This is a genomic window from Stenotrophomonas sp. LGBM10 (assembly GCF_046736075.1).
Lineage (GTDB): Bacteria > Pseudomonadota > Gammaproteobacteria > Xanthomonadales > Xanthomonadaceae > Stenotrophomonas.
This window is the reverse complement of record NZ_CP177163.1, coordinates 2962327-2981028: the sequence shown is the minus strand read 5'-3', so window position 1 is coordinate 2981028 and position 18702 is coordinate 2962327. Positions and strand designations below refer to the sequence as shown.

The following is an 18702-nucleotide window of genomic DNA, read 5'->3' as shown; positions in this document are numbered from 1 at the left end:
CACTCTAAGGGTTTTGGCCGGAGCCGCCCGCGGGCGGTCGCTGCGACGACTGTTGTTGTTGCTGCTGTTGCTGCAGCTGCTGGCGGCGCGCCTGGATGCGCTCGCGGATCGCACTCATCTGTTCTTCGCTGGGGCCTTCGTTCTGCGCCGGCGCCGGCGCTGCCGGTGGCGTGACCGGGCGCGCCACGGGCGCGGGCGATGGGCCGTTGGTGGGCCGGGCCTGGGCAGCGGCCGAGGCCGCCGGCGGCAGCGGCGGCATCGGCTGACCGGCCGGCGGCACGCCACCACCGGGGGTGGGGTTGCCCAGCACGGTGGGCGGCTCGCCGCCCTGCCCGTTGAACACAGGCAGCTCCAGCACCTGGGTGCCGCCGGGGCCGGCGACGGTGGCGCGGCGCGGCTCCAGCGCCAGAAGCTGCCAGCCGTTCACGGCATCGCCGTTGAGGCGCAGGCGCAACGACTGGTGCTGGTCGGTGGTGAGAATGGCCATCGCGAAGCTGTCGGTGAGCAGTACCCCGGTCAGGCTGACCGTGCTGGTCGCGCCCGGTTCGCTGCCGCCCAGCAGATAGGGCCGGGGCAGGCGGTCTTCGGCAAACAGCGGGCGCGTGCCGATGTCGGCGTAGGTCGCGGCCGTGGCCATGCGCTCGGGGGCGGCGGGCGGCAGCACCGGCAAGGCGGTGGCGCCCCGTTCGGCCGGCGGCGCGGGGCCCAGGCGACCGCCCAGCCCGAACAGGGTCGCCAGCCAGATCGCGGCGGCCCAGGCCAGTACCGCGGCCAGCCACCAGGTGCGCAGGGGCGCCACTTCAATTTTCATGGGCGCCCTCCTCGTCCGGTACGGCGCCGCCGTCCGTGCCCACCGGCGTGGACGGCGCGGCCATCGCATCCCCCATCGCCGGCGCGGCGCCTGCCGTTGCGGATGCAGCGGCAGCGGCAGCGGCCGCGGCACCGTCGGCTACAGGCGCCTGCGCGATGCCGTCGGTGGCGCTGTCACTGAGATACCCCACCAGCTCGAAGGACACGTCCAGGCCAGTGCCGGTTTCGCTCGGCGACTGCTGGAACCGCTGCGCGAGCAGGTTGAGGTTGTCGATGAACAGCCGTGGCGTGCCGGTCTCCAGCGTGTGCAGCACGGCAGCCATTTCCGGCACGCCGCAGCGCAGCCGCACCTGCAGCGCCACGCGGGCGAAGCGCGCATCCGGTGTGGTGTCCGGCAGCGGCGAGCGGTTGCTGATCGTGCAGCTGCGGTTGCCCGGGCTGGCCGATGCGACCGCATCCTGCAGCCGCGTGGACAGCGCGGCAGCCGCCGATTCGGCGGTGGCTTCGCGCAGGAAACCGGGGCGACCCTGCAGCGCCGTGCGCGCCTGGACCAGGCCCTGCGCCACCTGCGTGCGCTGCTGCAGCTGGGCCTGCACGCGCTGCCCGCGTTCCTGCAGCCCGGCAATGTCGGCGTCGATGGCGCGCAGCGGCTGGGTGAACCACGGGTGCACCAGCAGCAGGTAGGCCAGGCCGATCACCGCGATCAGCAGCGCCAGCGCCAACCACCGGTCACGGCGAGTCGTTGGTTGTGCCATTGGCACCCTCCGGCGTTGGCGGGGTGGGTGCGGCGCCCGGGGTGGGCAGCGGCTGCAGCTCGGCGGTCAGGGTGAAGCGGTCGCGGCCGGCAGCGCCCCCGTCGGCCTGCAGTACGCCGGTCAGGTTGACCTTGCGCCACAACGGCGACACCTGCAGCAGCGGCACCAGCTGCGAGGCCTCGCGACTGAGCCCGATCAACTGCAGCGCGTTGCCTTCGATGGACATCTTCTCCAGATAGGTACCGTCGGGCAGCAGCCGGGTCAGTTCGTTCCAGATTTCCACGCTGCTGGCATGGCGCCCGCGCTGTTGCTCCAGGAACGCCGCACCGTCCACCAGCGACTGCAGCTGCTGGCGCTCGGTGGCCACCTGGCGGGCATCGCGCGCGGCGGCATCCACCTGGGTCCGCAGGCGCTCGGCCGCGGCCTGGCGGTTGTCCAGCAGCTGCAGGCCGGCAAGCACCAGCAGCAGCAGGCTGGCCGCGCCCAGCAGCAGATTCCAGCGTCGCATCGGATCGCGCGTGGCCTGGCGCTGTGCGGGCGGCAGCAGGTTCACGCCGAGGGGCACGCCCGCTGCATCGAGTGCATCCAGCCCGGCCAGGCCCTGCGACCACGCCCCGAACTGCTGCGACCACTGCGCCAGCGCCTGCAGCGGCACCACCACCAGTTCCACCTGGAGCTGCCCGTCGTCGAGCACGCCGAGCTCACGCACATCGAAGGACACCTGGCTGGCATCGAACGGGGTTTGCCGGTCGATCTCGAAACGCACCACGTCGTGCAGCCGTTCGGCCGCGGCGGCCGGCAGCCGCAAGGGCCGCCGCAACACCGCCGAAGCGGGCAGCAGCCAATGCCGTGGCAGGGTGCGCAGGCGCGCGTCGAGCAGGCGGTCCAGGGCGTCCGGCGAGGTCGAGAGCGGCACCTCGGCCACCGGGCCGATCACCGCACCGGTTTCCTGCATGAGGCGCACCTGCCCCGCGTGCGCAGACAGCAGCAGGCGCGAGCGCGACCAGCCCAGCGCCCACTGCCAGCGCGCCGGCAACCATGCCAGCAGCGAACGCCGCCACCAGCGCAGGCCACGGCCCACACCCGGCGCCATCTGCCCCTGCGCCCGCACCAGACTGTCACGCCATGCCGTCATCGTGCTGCCATTCCCTGTTCCCAGCGAAACACTGTGTAGACCCTTCCCGGCGTACCCGCCGACCCCATCCGCACGACGGCGTGCAACACCGAAACACGGCCCCGCGCATCCGTGGCGCGGCTCTCGATACTATAGGTGCCGCCGCCGGTGGCAAGCGGTGCAGTGGGAACACCGGCCTCGACCGCCGCCTGCGCCCGCTCGCGCTCGGCCAGCAGGCGCTCGGCATCCAGCCCCAGCGCGCTCAGCACCGGGCCGGCGGCGAAGCGCGGGTCCGGACGCGACTGGCGGCTGTACAGCGTCAGCATCGGCTCCATGCGCGCATACAGATCCGCATCCATGCCAAGCACGCGCTGCAGTTCGCCAAGGCTGTCGAAGCGTGCGTTGCGCGCACCATAGGGCAGCCCGGCCGCCTGGTAATCCGCGGTTTCCGCGCCGCCACCGGGCTGTTTGAGGTTGTCGGCATCGCGCCAGTCGAGGATCGCCCCGGCCAGTTGCTGGGCGCGCGGCGGCGGTTCGCCCAGCGCACGCAGGAAGCCGGACAACAGCGCCGCATCGGCCAGGTTGAGATTGATCTTGCCGTTTTCATCGACGATGCGCAGGTCGATGCGGCGTTCATCGAACTGCCAGCGGTAGCGCCGGCCGTCCGGGACCCATGCCGGCTGCGTGGCACTGGCCTGCAGGCGATGCAGTGCGTATTCCAGGCCCGCACGCGCATGTTCCTGGCCGATCGCGTCATCGCCGATCACGCGCTGCTGCAGATGTTCCACCCGTGCGGTGAGCGCATAGGCGCCGACCACGGCCGTCAGCAGGGCGATCAGCCACAGCACCAGCACCAGCGCGGCGCCCCGCGTGCGCCGCGTCATGGGCGTGCGGCCTGCTGCTGCGACAGCGCCACCACCAGGGTCGGCCAGGCCAGTCCCTCTGCCGGCTGCACATCGATGGAAACCAGCAGCGGCAGGCGCCGGGTGTCATCCCAGCGGTCCTGCCACGGGCCCAGTTCGCCAGTGCGCGGATCGATACCGCGATAACGGAACTGCACGCCGCGCAGCGCGTCGGCCAGCAGTTCCGGCGCGCGCGGCGGGGTTTCCTCGATGCGCTCGCCGTTCTGCACCAGGGTGAGAGCCAGCTCCAGGCGTTGGCTGCGGCCGTCGGGGCGCAGCGCCAGCTCGTGCAGGTACGGCCCGCCCCGGCCGAGGTAGCCCGGCAGCTCGGACACGAACAGCATGCGCTGCGCCTCACCGACGAAGTACACCGGCTCGCGGGTAGGGTCCGGCGGCGTGGTGGCGGTGCGCGTGGCCATCGCCAGGCGGCGGCGCAGGAAACCTTCCACGGCACGCATGCGCTCGTTGTGCGCCGCCATCGCCTCGCCACGCTGGCTGATCGCCATCGCCGAACGCACCGTGGCAAACGCCAGTGCCAGCCCGCCAACCAGCAGCGCGGTGGCCAGCAGGACTTCGATCAGGGTGAAACCTGCGCGGCCGCGTGCCCCAAGCGACCTCATCGGGGCGCTCCCGGTGCCGCTGCCGGTGGCAACAGGCGCAGGCTGCGCCACTGCATCGTCTCGCCGGCGGCGTCGCCCCAGCGTACCTGCAGGGTGAGCTGGGCCAGCTGGGGTGCGGCGGGGTCGGTGGCCACTGGCGCGGCATCGCCACGCGCGTCCACGAACGGCTCCACCTGCAACTGCCAGCGGTAGCGGCCGTCCTCCCATTCGCCGGCGGTCTGCCCCGGCTGCAGCGGCGCCTCGACGCCGGTGGCGTCCAGCAGCGACTGCGCATGCAGGACGGCGCGGGTACGCAGGTCGGCCTGTCCAACCTGCCGCGAGGCCCCGGACAGGCTGCCCAGCAGCAACGTCAACGCCAGCGCCAGCAGCGCGAACGCGACAATCACTTCCAGCAGCGAATAGCCACGCTGCCGCTTCATGGCCGCTCCCGCCGCATGCCCGAACGGACCTCGCCGGTTATCCAGCCCACCTGGATGTCCCACACGGCATCGCGTGCGCTCAAGGCGATCCGCCCGCCGCTGGCACCGCCATCGGGATAGAAGGCGATGGCGGCCTGGCCGGGCGCCGGCGCAACTTCCCGCGCCGCGCTGACCTCGATCTCCAGCGCCGCCGGCAGGCTGCCGTGGCGGCCGTTGGCAGCGGTCCAGGTGCGTGCCTTCGGGTCCACCACGAAACGCTGCCGTTCACCGGTGGCGATCGCCTGGGTGCGGGTGTAGCGCAGCTGGTTGGCCATTTCCTTGCCGGCGTTGCGCAGCCGCATGCCGTCGATCCCGCCGCGCATGCCACTGGCGGTGATCAGCCCGACCACCGCGATCAAGGCCACCACCAGCAGCATTTCCAGCAGCGACAGACCACGCGCGCCCGTACGCGGGGCAGCGCGGTGGCGGCGCGGCAAGCGTGGAGCGACCACGTCGATCACTCGTAACGGATGTCCGCGTCGTAGCTGCTGCCACCGACCTTGCCATCCTTGCCAAGGCTGATCAGCTCGAACGGCTGGCCTTCACCGGGCACGCGGTACTCCAGCGCGTGGCCCCACGGATCGTTGAGATCGGCCGGCTTGGCGTACGGGCCGAGCCAACCGCTGCTGCCGCCGGGCTGGGTCACCAGGTCGTCAAGCTTGGCCGGCAGTTTGCCGGTGTCCAGCTGGTAGTTCTCGATCTTGCCGGCGACGGTCTGTACCTGCGCCTTGGCGATGTTCGCCTTGCCGCGGTCGGCACCGCCAAGCACCCGGCTGCCGACGAGGGTGAGCACCGCGCCGATCAGCACGATGACGATGATGATTTCCAGCAGGCTCATGCCCGACTGGTTGCGCGGCGAGGAAAAACGGATCAGGCGGCGTTGCATGCAGTGGGCTCCTTGGATCGGGTCGATGGAGAGGTGGCCGGCGGCGCTCAGCCGATGGCGTTGGTGAGGTCGTACAGCGGCACCAGCACGGCAACGATCACCAGCCCGACCACCGAGGCCAGTACCAGCGTTATCACCGGCACCAGTGCCGACAGCAGGCGGTCGATTGCGCGTGCGCTTTCCTGTTCAAAGGTATCGGCGGTCTTGAGCAGCATGGTGTCCAGCGCGCCGGACTCCTCGCCGACCTGGATCATCTGCAGGGCCAGGCGCGGAAAGCGCTTGCCGCGTGCCAGCGATGCGGACAGGCCATTGCCGTTCTTGACCTCGTCGCTGGCCGCATCGACATCGGCGGCCAGCGCGCGGTTGCCCAGCACGTTGCGCGCGATGCCCAGCCCGGACAGCAGCGGCACGCCATTGCGCAGCAGCGTGCCAAGGGTGCGCGCCAGCCGCGCGGTTTCCAGTTTGGCCACCAGCGCGCCGATGCCACGGCGCTGCAGCAGCCAGCCATCCAGCGCCAGGCGGAACGCAGGCTGGCGCAGCTTGCGCTCGGTCACCAGCGCGGCGAGCGCCGGCACCACGATCATCGCGAGCCAGCCCTCGCGCACCACCGTGCCGGCCGCGAGCACCCACTGGGTGAACCAGGGCAACGCCACGTCCAGGCTTTCGTACATGGTGGCGAACTGCGGCACCACATAGCCGAGCAGGAACAGCAATGCACCGCCCACCACCGCGAGCAGGATCGCCGGGTAGATCAGCGCGTTGATCACGCGCCCCTTCAGCTCGGCGCTGCGTTCGAGATAGTCGGACAGGCGCTGCAACGTATCGTGCAGGCTGCCGCCGGCTTCACCGGCACGCACCATGTTGATGTACAGCCGCGAGAACATCCCGTGCTGGCGCTCCAGCGCGGTGGACAGCGCCGCGCCCCCGCGCACGATGTCGCGGATCTCGGTGATCACGCGGCGGCTGCGCTCGTCCTCGGGCAGCTCCAGCAGGATGGTCAGCGCGCGATCCAGCGGCTGCCCGGCACCCAGCAGCGTGGCCAGCTGCTGGGTGAACTGCACCAGCGCGGCGCCGTCGAACGGTTTGCGCCGCAGCAGTGTGGCCCACGACGACGCGCTGGCCACACCGTCGCTGGCCAGCCGCGCTTCCATCGGCACATGGCCCTGGTCCTGCAGCCGCGCGGCAACCTCGGCCTCGCTGGCCGCGTCCATCTGGCCGTCGAACACCTCGCCGTGGGCATTGAGCGCCTTGTAGCGGTACTGGGGCATGCTCAGCCGCCGCTCCAGTGCCTGCACACGCGCCGCATCAGGATTCCTCCGTCACGCGCAGCACTTCCTCGAGGGTGGTGTGGCCCTGCAGCGCCTTGGACAGGCCGTCTTCGTACATGGTGCGCATGCCGGCGGCGCGTGCGATCTGTTCGATCTCGCCCATGCCGGCCCGCCGCATCACCGCGCGCCGCAGTTCGTCGTTCATGACCAGGAACTCCATGATCGTGGTGCGCCCCAGGTAACCGGTGGGCGCTGCGGCCGACGGCTGCGCGCGGTACAGGAAGATCTCGCCCTGCGGCTGCAGACGGCGCAGGCCGAATTTTTCGATCTCCTCCGGCGACGCCGGGTAGCGCAGCGCATGCGACGGCTCCAGGCGGCGCACCAGGCGCTGGGCGAGGATGCCGTTGATGGTGGACGTCAGCAGGTAGTCTTCCACGCCCATGTCGAGCAGGCGGGTAATGCCACCGGCGGCGTTGTTGGTGTGCAGCGTGGACAGCACCAGGTGGCCGGTCAACGCGGACTGGATGGCGATGCGCGCCGTTTCCAGATCGCGCATTTCGCCGATCATGATGATGTCCGGGTCCTGGCGCACGATGCTGCGCAGGGCATTGGCGAAGTCCAGGCCGATCTGCGGCTTGGCCTGGATCTGGTTGATGCCTTCGATCTGGTATTCCACCGGATCTTCGACGGTGATGATCTTGACGTCGGCGGTGTTGAGCTGGCTCAGCGCGGTGTACAGCGTGGTGGTCTTGCCCGAGCCGGTCGGTCCGGTGACCAGCAGAATGCCGTGCGGCTGTTCCAGCACCCGGCGGAACTGCGGCAGGAAGGCATCGGTGAAGCCGAGGCGATGGAAGTCGAACACCACCGTGTCGCGGTCGAGCAGGCGCATCACCACGCTCTCGCCGTGCGCGGTGGGCACCGTGCTCACGCGCAGGTCCAGCTCTTTGCCCTGCACGCGCAGCATGATGCGGCCGTCCTGCGGCAGGCGGCGTTCGGCGATGTTGAGCCGGGCCATGATCTTGACGCGGCTGATCACCGCGGCGGTCAGGTTGGCCGGGGGGCTTTCGCCGTCGATCAGCACGCCGTCGACGCGGTAGCGCACCTTCAGGCGGTTCTCGAACGGCTCGATGTGGATGTCCGAGGCGCGCAGCTCCACCGCCCGCTGGATCACCAGGTTCACCAGGCGGATCACCGGCGCTTCGGAGGCCAGGTCGCGAAGGTGTTCGATGTCGTCCACCGCGGCGCCTTCGCCGTCAGCGGTTTCAATGATCGCGCCCATCGCGCTGCGGCCCTGGCCGAACCAGCGTTCGATCAGGTCGTCGACCTCCGAGCGCAGCCCCACGTGCAGGCGCACCGGCACCCCGGTGGCCAGCTGCACCGCTTCGGCGGCGTACGGGTCCTGCGGGTCCGAGACCCACAGGTCGAGCACGCCGTCCTGCAGCGCCAGTGGGCAGACATGGAATTGTTTGAGGAAACGCAGCGACAGCGGCAGCGTTTCGAGCAGGGCTTCGGGCGGGCTTTCCGCAATCGCCTTGGCGTCCAGCAAGGGCAGCCCCAGCACCTCGCTGCTGGTCTGGGCATGATCACGTTCGGACACCAGCCCCAGCCGCACCAGCAGCTGCAGCAGGCTGCCGCCGGACTCACGGTGCAACGGACGCGCGCGCGCGAGGTCGCCTTCCTTCAGGCGCCCCTTCTGCAGCAATACGTCGACTAGTCGTGTTTCCGCTGCGGATTCGGCAGTGGGATCGTGGGCAACCGCGTTCACGAAGCTCTCCTGGCAACCCCTGCGACTTTAGCAGTTCGTCGCGATCCTACGCGGGATTCCCGGGGGCGGAATGCAAAAGCGGGAGCCCGTCACAAGACGGACTCCCGCAGCAGGGCGATACGCTTACTGGTTGGCGACGATGCTCACGCCGCTGAACGCGGACTCGCCGACCAGCTTGATGTAGTACGTGCCCGCCACCGGCGCGGTGAAGCGCACGGTTTCACTGTTGCCCGGACGGGCCGACTTGGCGTCGTAGGCCGTCGCGGTGGGCTCCTTGCCCTGGCTGACGTATACCGAGACGTTGCCGCTGCCACCGTAGGTCAGCACGCTCAGCACCTTGCCGGCCTGGGCCTCGAAGCTGTAGAGCACTTCGCTGCCACCGGCGCCGCTCAAGCCGCCCACCGCCACCTTGTTGGTCAGCGGGGTTGCGGTCGGGCCGCAGTCCTCGGTGCACGGTTCTTCCAGTGCCTTGTCCAGCGCGGCCTTGGCATCGAGGATGCCGGTGCCGATCGGGGTGCCGGCCGGAATGCTGACCGGGAACGGACGGGCCGTCTCCTTCAGCAGGGTCTCCATCTGCGCCGGGGTCAGCGGGTCGCGGCTGTTGGCGATCAGGGCGCTCTGCACCAGCGCGGCCACGGCGGCCACGTGCGGCGAGGACATCGAGGTGCCGCCCTTGCCACCGTAGGTGGAGGTGCCCAGCTCCGGCGAGGTGGTGCTGCTGGACACGGCCTGCCAGACGAAGCCGCCCGGGTTGCCGTCGACGCTGCCGCCGCCACCCGGTGCGGACAGATCCACCGCCGGCCCGTAGTTGGAGTAGTAGGTGATGCCGCCGGTGATGCGCGTGGCACCCACGGCCACCACGTTGTTGCAGTTGGCCGGGCGTGCGTTGGCCACCGGGCCGCCGTCGTTGCCTGCCGCCACGATCACCACCGTGCCGCGCTGCACCGCACCGTTGATCGCGGCCTGGTAGACCGGATCGCAGGCGCCGCCGCCGCCCAGGCTCATGTTGATGATTTCGGCCGGGTTGGGGTTGGCCGGAATGCCGGCGACCGTGCCACCGGATGCCCAGGTGATCGCATCGGCGATATCCGACAGGCTGCCACCGCACTTGCCGAGCACACGGACCGGCAGCACCTTGGACTTGTAGGCGATGCCGGCCATGCCGATGCCGTTGTTGGTCGCTTCGGCGACGGTACCGGCCACGTGCGTACCGTGCCAGGAGCTGTCATCGGCCAGCGAGCCCTGGTAGCACTCGTTGTCGTTTTCCACCCAGTCGCCGTAGTCCAGCGCACCGGGCACACGGTCATTGGTGGGGCGACGCGAGCGCGCCGCGTTGCTGATGAAGTCGTAGCCTTCCAGCAGGTTGCCGGTGAAGTCCACATGGTTGGGCACGATGCCGGTGTCGATCACCGCCACCACCACGCCCTCACCCTGCGACACGTCCCACGCGGCCGGTGCGTTGACGCCACCCACCGCGTTGTGGAAATGCCACTGGTACTGCTGGTAGTACTGGTCGTTGGGCACCAGCTGCGGGGTGGCGTCGGCCTTGGCGCGCAGGTCGGCGCGCTGCATCAGCACGTCGGCCACGGCGTACTGCACCGAGGGATCGGCCGACAGTTCGGCCAGTACCTTCTGCAGTTCCGCGCCGCCGAGCCGGCTCTGCAGGCGGATCAGGTCAGCGCCCACGCCGAGCGTGCGCACCACCTGCGGGCTGAGCGCGTTGGCGCGCACGGTGCCACCGTTGAGGCTCGCCCGCGACAGCGCCGAATGCACCACCTGCAGCTTGGCCGACCGGTCGGACGCGGCAGCGGTGCCGCTGCGGTACTTGACGATGATGCCGTCGCTGACCTGCTGCGCGACCGTGGCCGCGCGCACCGGCTCTTCGGTGCGCAGGGTGCCGGCAAACGCGGCACCGGTGCCGACCGACATCGACAGCAGCGCGGCTGCCAGTACGTTGATGCGAAGGTTCTGCTTACTGATCACGTTGAAGTCCTCTTCAAGGTCATGGATCAAACGACTGTTCAGGCCAATACTCCATGCGACAACCACTGGCCGGCCCTGGCCAGGGTTCCCGTGACCCGCCCCCTCAGGCCTTGCATTGCGTGGGGCGGCGCCCTGCCGGCACCGCCCCGTTTACCCGCTTACCAGCCGAAGCCGGCACCCACGCCGACCGAGCTGTCATCGCTGCTGAACGCACCGCCCAGGGTGACCGTGGCGCGCTCGCTGATGGCACGCTGGTAACCCAGCGACAACGCCGATTCGCCGCCCTGGAAACCGATACCGACACCGACGCGGTTCTGCGTGCGTACACCGGCGGCACTGGTGGCCATGTTGAGCATCGCCGCACTCATCGCACCCTGGCGGTCGATGCGGCGATCCTGGTGACGCAGGCGCTGGTCGATCTCGCCCTTGTAGATGTCGAAGCTGTCGGCCATCGTGGTGAAGCGCTGGTCGGTGTAGCTGTTGGCGGTGGCGATGCCACCGTCCAGCTGGCCCTTGTTGACCGCATCGGTGGCCTGGGTACCGGCCGCGACGTGGGTGACCTGGCGTTCGTTGCCGGTGGCACCGACCGAGACCGTGTCGGCGCGATCGGCGACCGAGCCCTGGCCCAGCGCCACCGAGTTGGCCGCGGTCGCCGAGGCGCCCTGGCCAATCGCGGTGGACGAGGCGCCGCTGGCCACCGCACCCTCGCCCATCGCCACCGCGTTCACGGCAGACGGTGCGGCGGCGGACGGTGCCACGTAGGCCTGGCTGCCGCCCACGCTGGCGGCGGTCGGCGTGCCCTGCACGTCGGCCAGCGCGGCATCGCTGGACAGCGGCGCGGCCGTTTCCACGTTGGCCGCGAGGCTGGCGCTGGCCACCGTGGCACCGGCACCGCGTGCACGTGCGGTGCTGCCACCGCCCGCCACACGCTGGTCGAGCTCGGTGACCTTGCGGTCCAGCGCGCCCAGCGCATCGCCGACGTTGCTGTAGCTGGCGCCCTGGATCACGTAGTTGGGCGCCACGAACACGCCCTGCATGCCCACGCTGGCACCGCCGCCGAGGAAGGTGGCGGCATCGGTCAAGGACTGGAACAGCTGGCCGCCGTTGATCGCCTGGCGGCTGCCGGACGCGATGGAGCCGTTGCCCACGTTCTCCAGGGTGGTGCCCTGCAGACCGGACAGGGTCAGCGTGTCGCGGCTGCTGTCGTCGTAGGTGAGCGCATTGGCCGCCACGTTCTCCACCGAGCCGATGCGGCTGTCGATGTCGCCCACACGGGTCTCCACCGCACCCACGCGCTGGTTGGTGGTGTTGAGCTGGCCACCGGTGACCGCATCGGTGCTGCCTTCGGCGATGCGACCGGCGCCGACATTCACGATCCGGCGCGTGGCCGGGCCGTCGGTACCGTTGCCGCCGCCCACCGAGACCACGTTGGCTTCCACCGCGCGCGAACCGGCACCCAGTGCGACCGCATTGGCGCCGGACACGCCCGCGGCGGAGCCGATGGCGATGCTGTTGGCGCCGTTACTGGCGAAGGCGCCGTTGCCGATGGCCACGCCGTTGGTCGCGTTGGTGGAGGCCTGGCGGCCGATCACCGTGCTGTTGGTGCCGCGTGCGGAGGCATCGGCGCCGATCGCGGTGGCCCCGGTGGCCGACGCCACCGCAGCGGTACCCAGCGCACTGCTGCGGGTCGCGCTGGCGGTCGCGCCGGAACCGGCGGCAAGTGCGTCGGTGCCGCTTGCCGTGGCAACGCCGCTGCCGCTGGCCTGGAAGTGCTTGCCCACCGCATCGGCGGTGGCGGCCACGCTGTCCAGCTGCGACTTGTTGACCGCATCGGTGGCATTCACGCCGGCGCCCACGTTGGTGATGCGGCGGGTAGCCGGACCGGTGGTGCCGTTGCCGCCGCCGACCGAGACCACGTTGGCCTCGCTGGTGCGTGCACCGGCGCCCAGCGCGACGCTGCCTGCGCCACTGGCCGAGGCACTCTTGCCCAGCGCGGTGGCGTTGATGCCGCTGTAGGCGTAGCTGTCCTGGCCGAGCGCGGTGGAACCGGCCGAGGTCGCCCACGCCAGCTGACCCACTGCCGTGCTCTGCGCGGCAGTGGCCCAGGCGTTGGAACCGGCCGCCAGGCTGTTGGCACCGCTGGCCTGCGAGGCGTAACCAATCGCGTTGGCATAGCTGCCTGCCGCGGTGCTGCCCCAGCCCAGCGCGGAGGCGTAGTCGCCGCTGGCCTCGGCACCGTAGCCGAGCGCGGTGGTACGCACGCCGGTGGCGGCACTGAAGGCACCCACGGCGGTGCTGTAGTCGCTGCCCGCTTCGGCGCTGAAGCCGAACGCGGCCGACTGCAGCCCGGCCGATGTGGCGGCCGCACCGGTGGCGGTGCTGAACACGCCCTCGGCCTGCGCACCGGCACCGAGCGCGGTCGCGCCGATACCGCTGGCGCTGGTGGCCTGGTCGAGCACCACGTTGCCGTTGTCGTCCTCGTAGTACAGCGCGCCGCCGATCGCGGTGGCCGAATCAGCCGTGGCCGAGGCATTGAAGCCCGAGGCCGACGCGTTGCGGCCGGACGCCAGTGCGCCGCTGCCGTACGCCGATGCGCCGGTGCCGAAGGCGTTGGCCGCCTCACCGGCCGCCGTGGCGTAGGCACCGTCGACATAGCTGCCGACATCATCGCCGTTGCCGCTGCCGGAGGCCTTGAAGTAGCGGTTGGTTTCCTCGGCCACATCGGCCACGGCATTCAACTGGTCCAGATTGACCGCGTCGGTGCCTTCGGTACCGGCTGCGACGTTGGTGATCTGACGCTGCGCAGTGGCCGTGCCAACCGAGACGGTGTTGTCGCGGTCGGCCGTCGAGCCGGCGCCCAGGGCGACGCTGTTGACGCCGCTGGCCACGGCGCTTTCGCCCAGTGCGGTGGCACTGGCCGCATCGGCCCATGCATTCCAGCCGATCGCGGTGGCGTAGTCGTCGGTCGCCCACGCGCCGGCACCGAAGGCCGCCGCACCGGTGCCCGACGCGCGTGCCGGCAGCAGACCGTAGAAGGTCGAGCCGCCGATCGCCACGCTCTCATCGCCGGTGGCTTCGCTGGATTCGCCCAGCGCCACCGAGCTGGCACCGGACGCGGTGGCCGACGTGCCCACTGCGGTGGCCAGGTTGCTGGAGGCGATGGCGCCATAGCCCAGTGCTGCCGACAGACGGCCGCTGGCTTCGCTGTAGCTGCCATATGCCGTCGCGCCTGCATCGCTGGCGCTGCTGCGGAAGCCGTTGGCGGTGGCCTGCTGGCCGCTGGCGATCGACTCGGTGCCGGTGGCGGTGCTGTATGCACCGGACGCCTGCGCCGCATTGCCGATCGCGCTGGCGCCGAGCTCGCTGGCCGTGGCGCCGGTACCGACCGCCACGCTGTTGTCGCCGGTGGCCTGGGCATTGCTGCCGATGGCCGACGCACCTTCGCCGGTGGCCAGGGCATCGACACCGATCGCGGTGGCGTTGTCGGCCAGTGCATTGGCTCCGCTGCCGAGCGCGGTGGTGCCGTCGCCGATGGCATTGGCCGCTTCACCGGCCGCGAGCGCGTTGTCGCCATCGACCAGGGCACCGGCATCGCTGTCGTCGCTGCCACTGGCCTGGAAGTACTTGCTGGTGGTTTCGGCCACCGCCGCCACGTCCTTCAGCTGCGCCACGTTGACCGCATCGGTGTCCTGCGTACCGGCGGCCACGTTGGTGATCTGGCGCTGCGCGTCGGCGCTGCCGACCGACACCGTGTCGTCGCGGTCGGCGATGGAATCGGCGCCGAGGGCAACGCTGTTGGCACCGCTGGAGGTCGCCGCATTGCCCAGTGCCGTGCTGTTCACACCCGGCGACCAGGCCCCACCGCCCACGGCGGTGGAGTAGTTGCCGGACGCTTCGGTGGGCAGCAGGCCGAACAGGGCGCCACCGACGGCCACGCTGTTGGTACCGCTGGCCAGGCTGCCCTGGCCGGTGGCGGTGCTGTAGGCGCCGGACGCTTCGGCATCGCCACCGACGGCGACGCTGTTGGAGCCGGTGGCCTGGGCGAAGCTGCCCAGCGCGGTGGCATTGAAGGCCGACGCGACGGCATAGCCACCGATCGCGGTGGCGTAGTTGGCCGTGGCTTCGGAGGCGAAGCCGTAGCCGGCCGCGAGCGTCCCGCTGACCACGCTCTCCGCACCGACCGCAGTGGCACCCTCACCACTGGCGGTGCTGAAGTAGCCCAGCGCCACCGATTCTTCACCGGCCGCTTCAGACAGCGCGCCGCCGGCCAGGCTGCCGGCACCGGAGGCGATGCTGGCTGCACCGGTGGCGGTGCTCTGCTCGCCGGACGCTTCGCTTTCGGCACCGCTGGCGGTGGCGTACTCGCCGGTGGCCTGTGCGTTGGCACCCACCGCAACGGCGTTCGCCGCACTGGCCAGCGCATTGAAACCAACCGCGCTGGCATTGTTCGCCAGGGCGAAGGCACCGCTGCCCAGCGCGGATGCGCCGTCAGCGCCGGCATAGCTGCTGGAGCCCACGGCCGTGGCGTAATCGCCATCGGTCGCGGCGTTGGCACCGGCGGCCACGCTCTCCTCGCCACCGGCCACGGCCACGCCATCGCCGCTGGCCTGGAACTGGTCCGTTGCGGCGTTCAACTGATCGAGGTTGATCGCGTCGGTGCCTTCCGTACCGGCAGCCACCTGCGTGATCTGGCGCTGGCGTGCATCGCTGCCCACCGACACCGTGTAGGCACGGTCGGCCACCGCGCCGGCACCGAGCGCAACCGCATTGCTGGCGCTGGCCGAGCTGCCGGCACCGATGCCGATCGCGCTCTCACCGCCGGCCACCACGTTGGTACCGATGGCGATGCTGTTGATGCTGTTGCCCAGCGCCTGGAAGCCGACCGCGACGCTGTTGTCGCCATAGCCGAACGCGCCGCGGCCGAGCGCGGTGGCGCTGGTGCCGCGTGCCCAGCTGTTGTAGCCGATGGAGGTGGAACCGGTGCCGCTGGCCCAGGCCGACTGGCCCACGGCCGTGGCATTGGCTTCGGTGGCCCATGCACTGGCACCGAAGGCGGTTGCACCGTCTGCCGTGGCCCACGCATAGGCGCCGGTTGCGGTGGATTCCTCGCCACTGGCGAAGGCGTTGTCGCCCTGCGCGACGCTGTAATCGCCGGTCGCCCGCGCCTTGTAGCCGCCCGCCAGGCTGTTGTCGCCGGTGGCCTGCGCGCCGCTGCCGAACGCATTGCTGAGCGCGCCGGTGGCCTGTGCACCGGCACCGACCGCGACCGCGTCTGCCACGGCGGTGGTGCCGACCAGAACGGCGTTGCCGTCGGCATCGACCAGCGGCTGGTTGTATTCATCGTAGGCCTGGCCGAGGCCGCCGATGGCGACGCTGCCGTTGCCGTTGGCAGCCACGTTGCGGCCGACCGCCACCGTGTCATCGCCGATCGCACTGGCGCCGTTGCCCAGCGCGGCGGCACCGGCACCGAGCGCGTTGCTCGCTTCGCCGGCGGCCAGCGCGCCATCGCCGTCGGCGAAGGCACCGACGTCACTGCCTTCAGAGGCGTTGGCCTTGAAGCGGTTGGCGGTGACGTTGGCGACCTGCGCCACGCCATCGAGCTGCGCCTTGTTGACCGCGTCGGTGGCCTCGGTACCGGCGGCCACATGGGTGATCTGCCGCTCATTGCCGACATCGCCCACCGAAACGGTGTTGTCGCGGGTGGCGGTGGAGTTGGCGCCGAGCGCCACGCTGTTGGCGCCGCGCGCGGTGCTGTAGAAGCCCACGGCGGTGCTCAGGTCGCCACTGGCCCAGCTTTCCGCGCCCAGCGCCGAGGCGCCCTCGCCCGGTGCATAGGCGAAGTAGCCGACCGCGGTCGCTTCGGTGCCCGATGCTTCGCTCAGGGTGCCGTTGGCCACGGCGTAGTCGCCGCTGGCGATGGCGCCGGCGCCGACGGCCGTGGCGGCTTCGCCGCTGGCCTGGGTCTGCACGAAGAAGCCCAGCCCCGGCAGCAGGTCGGCCGGGCCGCCGATGGCGGTGCTGCTGGCGCCGGTGGCCACGCTCTGCGTGCCGACCGCCGTGGAATAGTCGCCGGTCGCATTGGCGACCGCGCCGAACGCCGACGACTGTGCGCCGCCCGCGTATGCACCGACGCCGTAGGACGAGGCCGCGAAACCGGACGCCTCGGCGCTGGCACCAACGGCCGTGCCACCGACACCGGCGCTGGTGGCGCCGGTATCGACCGGCACGCCGCCATTGGTGATCAGCGGATTGCCATCGGCATCCACCGCCGCGCCGCCGACGGCCACGCTGCCCGGGCCGTTGGCCTGTGCATTGTTGCCGAAGGCGGCGCTGTTCTGGCCGCTGGCCACGGCGTTGTAACCGACGGCGGTGGCGTTCTGCGCAACCGCCGTGGCGCCGCTGCCGAGTGCGGTGGCACCGTTGCCGAACGCGTTGGACGCTTCGCCGATTGCCGTGGCGTTGTCGCCGTCGACGTAGGCACCGGCATCGCTGTCGGCGCTGCCACTGGCCTGGAAGTACTTGTCGGTGTTGGCGGCTACCGCGCCCACTTCATCCAGCTGGGCCTTGTTCACCGCATCGGTGGCTTCGGTGCCTTCGGCAAGATTGGTGATCTGCCGGCGCAGACCGTTGTCGGCATTGCCGACCGATACCGTATCCACGCGATCGGCGTAGGAGCCCGCGCCGAGCGCAACGCTGCCCACGGCGACGGCGGCGGAATTGGCGCCGAGCGTGGCGCTGAAATCGCCGACGGCCACGCTGAACGCGCCGACCGCCACGGAGGCTTCGCCGCCGCTGCCGGCGCCACGGCCGAGCGAGGTGCTGCCCAGGCCGATGGCGAGCGCGCCACCACCGACAGCGGTCGCGCCATCGGCGCTGGCTTCGGCCAGGCCGCCGATGGCGGTGGCCGCGCCGTTCTCGCTGGCCGCGACTGCAGACGCGCCGAGTGCGACGTCGCCGAGGCCGAGGGCGACCGCACTCTGCCCTACCGCAGTGCTCGCATCGCCGAAGGCCAGTGCGTTCTGACCGAAGGCGCTGGCGCCCAGGCCGCCGGCGATCGCGTCGCTGCCCACGGCCGTGGTCGCATTGGCCAATGCCCGGGTGCCGTGGCCCAGCGCGGTCGCGCCGTCGCCATCGGCCGTGGCACTGGCGCCAGCCGCGAGCGCGCCATCGCCTTCGATCCGTGCCGCATCGGTGTCGTTGCCGTCACCGTCGGCCTTGAAATAGCGGGTCGCGCCTTCGGCGGCGACCGCGACCTTGTCCAGCTGCGCCTTGTTCACCGCATCGGTGGCGGCAGTGCCGGCCGCGACGTTGGTGACCTGGCGCTCCTTGCCGGCATCCCCAACGGATACCGTGTTGGCGCGGTTGGCGCGCGAGCCGGCGCCGAGCGCCACGCTGTTGGCCGCAGACGCCGTGCTGCTGCTGCCGATGGCCACCGCATTGGTGCCGGTGGCGCTGGCGCTGCCGTCGACCACGCAGCTGTCGAGGATCTTGCTGTTGAGCACCACGCAGTTCGCGTTGCCGCCCACTTCAACCGACTGCGCCCGGGCCGTTGGCGTGGCGATCGCCGCGCCCAAGCCGAGCGTCAAGGCGATGGCGGCCGACAGCAACGTGGCGTTGCGGCCGCCAGTGGACCGGCGCTGATCGATGACTCCCCCCGGGGACTGGCTGCTGGCCAATTCCGAGGCGACAACCATCTGCCCCAGTGCTTTGTTCCAGACCTTGCGATAAATCCGATTCATCGATACGGCTCCTGATTAGGCTGGTTTTTGGCAAAGCGACGCCAACGCCGGGCCGCGTGGCCCAACGTCCCCTGGGGGCGTTTTCGCTTGATTTACTGCGTTATGCCGAACGGCAGGCAGAGACGTACAGCGTTGCTCGCTTTCCGTGCGGTTACTGCTGACTGAACGCTGTCGAAATGAGAATGCAGTGTTAACTTACCGTGCCGAATCCGTCAAGACATTGACGTGGAAAAACATATGACCGTGTGTTTCGTCACATTTTCGACGCGATATTGGGTTATTTCGTTATAACAGCGTGAAACAGCGTGAAAACGGATTTCCGCCATGTAACGCGCTGTAACTCATTGCCAGCGATGAAAATCGCGGTGCAAAAAAAAAGTCGCCGGGGATACCGGCGACTTT

At 70.4% G+C, this 18702-nt stretch carries 12 protein-coding genes; all 12 read right to left on the bottom strand.

Annotated features, from left to right (window positions below; translation table 11 throughout):
• Positions 1–4: 4 nt before the first annotated feature.
• Positions 5–811: a hypothetical protein gene (locus ACLB90_RS12790; RefSeq protein WP_411849856.1), complete on the bottom strand. Its 807-nt coding sequence runs from the start codon at positions 809–811 to the stop codon at positions 5–7.
• Positions 801–1565, bottom strand: a complete 765-nt coding sequence (gene gspM, locus ACLB90_RS12785) for a type II secretion system protein GspM (protein WP_411849855.1) — start codon at positions 1563–1565, stop codon at positions 801–803. The genes ACLB90_RS12790 and gspM overlap by 11 nt, the downstream gene beginning before the upstream one ends.
• Positions 1540–2700, bottom strand: a complete 1161-nt coding sequence (locus ACLB90_RS12780; protein ID WP_411849854.1) for a PilN domain-containing protein — start codon at positions 2698–2700, stop codon at positions 1540–1542. The genes gspM and ACLB90_RS12780 overlap by 26 nt, the downstream gene beginning before the upstream one ends.
• Complete coding sequence (locus ACLB90_RS12775) at positions 2697–3563, bottom strand: general secretion pathway protein GspK (RefSeq protein WP_411849853.1); 867 nt, start codon at positions 3561–3563, stop codon at positions 2697–2699. Before ACLB90_RS12775 ends, ACLB90_RS12780 begins: the two co-directional genes overlap by 4 nt.
• Positions 3560–4201, bottom strand: a complete 642-nt coding sequence (locus tag ACLB90_RS12770; RefSeq protein ID WP_411849852.1) for a type II secretion system protein J — start codon at positions 4199–4201, stop codon at positions 3560–3562. The genes ACLB90_RS12775 and ACLB90_RS12770 overlap by 4 nt, the downstream gene beginning before the upstream one ends.
• Entirely contained in the window at positions 4198–4620 is a 423-nt protein-coding gene (gene xpsI, locus ACLB90_RS12765; RefSeq protein ID WP_411849851.1) for a type II secretion system protein XpsI, read from the bottom strand. The genes ACLB90_RS12770 and xpsI overlap by 4 nt, the downstream gene beginning before the upstream one ends.
• Positions 4617–5117: a type II secretion system protein XpsH gene (xpsH, locus tag ACLB90_RS12760; protein WP_411852756.1), complete on the bottom strand. Its 501-nt coding sequence runs from the start codon at positions 5115–5117 to the stop codon at positions 4617–4619. The genes xpsI and xpsH overlap by 4 nt, the downstream gene beginning before the upstream one ends.
• A complete protein-coding gene (gene gspG / locus ACLB90_RS12755; protein ID WP_017357535.1) occupies positions 5117–5545 on the bottom strand; it encodes a type II secretion system major pseudopilin GspG in 429 nt (142 codons plus the stop codon). The genes xpsH and gspG overlap by 1 nt, the downstream gene beginning before the upstream one ends.
• A 47-nt stretch (positions 5546–5592) precedes the next feature.
• Entirely contained in the window at positions 5593–6813 is a 1221-nt protein-coding gene (xpsF, locus tag ACLB90_RS12750; protein ID WP_411849850.1) for a type II secretion system protein XpsF, read from the bottom strand.
• A gap of 37 nt (positions 6814–6850) precedes the next feature.
• On the bottom strand, positions 6851–8578 hold the full coding sequence (gene gspE / locus ACLB90_RS12745) for a type II secretion system ATPase GspE (RefSeq protein WP_411849849.1): 1728 nt from the start codon (positions 8576–8578) through the stop codon (positions 6851–6853).
• A gap of 123 nt (positions 8579–8701) precedes the next feature.
• Positions 8702–10561, bottom strand: a complete 1860-nt coding sequence (locus ACLB90_RS12740) for a S8 family peptidase (protein WP_411849848.1) — start codon at positions 10559–10561, stop codon at positions 8702–8704.
• Between the two features lie 158 nt (positions 10562–10719).
• A complete protein-coding gene (locus ACLB90_RS12735) occupies positions 10720–18300 on the bottom strand; it encodes an ESPR-type extended signal peptide-containing protein (RefSeq protein WP_411849847.1) in 7581 nt (2526 codons plus the stop codon).
• Positions 18301–18702: the final 402 nt, after the last annotated feature.

What these genes read in the sequence shown, in the direction of transcription:
- ACLB90_RS12790 (WP_411849856.1), bottom strand. Translation starts at nt 811, where the DNA reads ATGAAAATTGAAGTGGCGCCCCTGCGCACCTGGTGGCTGGCCGCGGTA.
- gspM (WP_411849855.1), bottom strand. Translation starts at nt 1,565, where the DNA reads ATGGCACAACCAACGACTCGCCGTGACCGGTGGTTGGCGCTGGCGCTG.
- ACLB90_RS12780 (WP_411849854.1), bottom strand. Translation starts at nt 2,700, where the DNA reads ATGACGGCATGGCGTGACAGTCTGGTGCGGGCGCAGGGGCAGATGGCG.
- ACLB90_RS12775 (WP_411849853.1), bottom strand. Translation starts at nt 3,563, where the DNA reads ATGACGCGGCGCACGCGGGGCGCCGCGCTGGTGCTGGTGCTGTGGCTG.
- ACLB90_RS12770 (WP_411849852.1), bottom strand. Translation starts at nt 4,201, where the DNA reads ATGAGGTCGCTTGGGGCACGCGGCCGCGCAGGTTTCACCCTGATCGAA.
- xpsI (WP_411849851.1), bottom strand. Translation starts at nt 4,620, where the DNA reads ATGAAGCGGCAGCGTGGCTATTCGCTGCTGGAAGTGATTGTCGCGTTC.
- gspG (WP_017357535.1), bottom strand. Translation starts at nt 5,545, where the DNA reads ATGCAACGCCGCCTGATCCGTTTTTCCTCGCCGCGCAACCAGTCGGGC.
- xpsF (WP_411849850.1), bottom strand. Translation starts at nt 6,813, where the DNA reads ATGCCCCAGTACCGCTACAAGGCGCTCAATGCCCACGGCGAGGTGTTC.
- ACLB90_RS12735 (WP_411849847.1), bottom strand. Translation starts at nt 18,300, where the DNA reads ATGAATCGGATTTATCGCAAGGTCTGGAACAAAGCACTGGGGCAGATG.